Annotated in this window: 1 protein-coding gene; it reads left to right on the top strand. The window is 30.8% G+C overall.

The genetic code is table 11. The features are described from left to right. The first annotated feature begins 107 nt into the window (after nt 1-107). Nucleotides 108-1,778, top strand: a complete 1,671-nt coding sequence (locus GBZ86_RS15435; protein WP_152892136.1) for a PTS transporter subunit EIIC — start codon at nt 108-110, stop codon at nt 1,776-1,778. Nucleotides 1,779-1,945: the final 167 nt, after the last annotated feature.

Genomic DNA, 1,945 nt, shown 5'->3' with positions numbered 1-1,945 from the left:
ATTTATGATAGTTTAGCCCTTTTTTGTTAATCATATTATTAAGCAATTTTGCTTAAATTTAAAACTAAAGGTTACATAAAAATTTTAAAAAATAAGGAGGACTTATAATGCTTCAATATTTACAAAGAATTGGTAAGGCAATAATGCTTCCGATAGCAGCTCTTCCAATTGCAGGTATTTTATTAGGTGTAGGTGGTGCTTTTTTAAACATAGCAAACTTAAGTAATCCACCAGCAATATATGAACCGTTAATTGCATTTGTTAGTATTCCAGCAATTACGGTAATTTTAAAAATAATGCAAGGGATTGGAGATATAGTATTTGGTAATTTACCATTACTATTTGCAGTTGGTGTAGCTGTTGGTCTTGCTGATAGAGAAAAAGGAACATCAGCGTTAGCATCAGTATTTGGTTTCTTAATTATGAATCAAGTTATTAGTGTATTATTAAATTTAGGTGTTACTCCACTTGGAGTTTTATCACCAGGAAATGTTCCAGGAGAATATTCAAATTACATAACTACTACATTGGGAATTTTTACACTTAATATGTCAGTTTTTGGTGGTATTATAACTGGTATAGTTACAGCTGTATTACACAATAAATATTATAATATACAATTACCAGCAGTAATTGGTTTCTTTTCAGGAACAAGATTCGTTCCAATAATAGTATCTATAGTTATGGCATTTGTTGGTGCTATATTAGCTTATTTATGGCCATTTGTTCAAGATGGAATAGCATATATAGCTATGGGTGTTAACAATGCAGGAAGTATAGGAACTTTCTTATTTGGATTAATTGAAAGAGCTTTAATACCATTTGGATTACATCATATATTCTATACTCCATTCTGGTTTGGTTCTTTTGTTGATGGTAATGTTATAATTAATGGACAATGGCAAGTTGTTCAAGGTGCTAACTATGCATATTTTGCTCAATTAGGAAGCATGCAAGATTTAGTTGGAGCTTCATCTGCTACAATGGATATTATCGTTAATGGTACTTCAAGATTTATGGCTGGTAAGTTCCCATTCATGATGTTTGGATTACCTGCAGCAGCATTTGCAATGTATAAAACAGCTGCTCCAAGTAAGAAAAAAGTTGTAGGTAGTTTAATGATATCAGCAGCAGTTACTTCACTATTAACAGGAATAACTGAGCCGCTTGAATTTACATTCTTATTTGTTGCTCCAGTATTATACGGAGTACACTGTGTACTTGCAGGACTTTCATTCTTCTTAATGGATATATTTAATGTATTCATAGGAATGACTTTCTCAGGTGGATTAATAGACTATACATTATTTGGATTACTTCCAGCAGGAGCAGGAGTACCAACTAAATGGTATATGGTTTTAGTTGTTGGTGCAGTATATGCAGTAATTTACTACTTCTTATTTAAGATATTAATAGTTAAATTAAACTTAAAAACTCCAGGTAGAGATGAAAGTGACGAAGAAGTTAAATTATATAGCAAAGCTGATTATCAAAAATCTAAAGGTATGGATAATGGAGCTCAAACAAGTAATGCTTCAACTTCATCTATAGCTCATGAAATTTTAGAAGCTTTAGGTGGAGAATCTAATATAGTAAGTGTTGATGCTTGTATCACAAGATTAAGAGTAGAAGTTAAAGATAAATCTAAAGTTGATAAAGATAGATTAAAAGCTTTAGGTGCTGCAGGAGTTATGGAAGTTGGGAATGGAATTCAGGCAATTTTCGGAGCTAAAGCAGATGGATACAAAAATCAAATAAATGAAATATTAGGTAGATAATATAGTGAGTTTAAAATGAGTAGTTATATAACTACTCATTTCAGTTTGTAGACAAATAGCATTTTTGCATAAAGCAAAAATGCTATTTTTAGTTTTATAAGCAAAATTTCTAAATTTTTCAAATATATTTTTAATATTATGATATAATCCGAGATATCCCCCGGTCT

It is taken from the genome of Clostridium tarantellae (assembly GCF_009295725.1).
In the GTDB taxonomy this organism is placed as follows: Bacteria; Bacillota; Clostridia; order Clostridiales; family Clostridiaceae; genus Sarcina; species Sarcina tarantellae.
This window is presented reverse-complemented; position numbering and strand designations above follow the sequence as displayed.

Excerpts from the sequence above, each read along its gene's own strand:
- GBZ86_RS15435 (WP_152892136.1), top strand. The coding sequence starts at position 108 with ATGCTTCAATATTTACAAAGAATTGGTAAGGCAATAATGCTTCCGATA.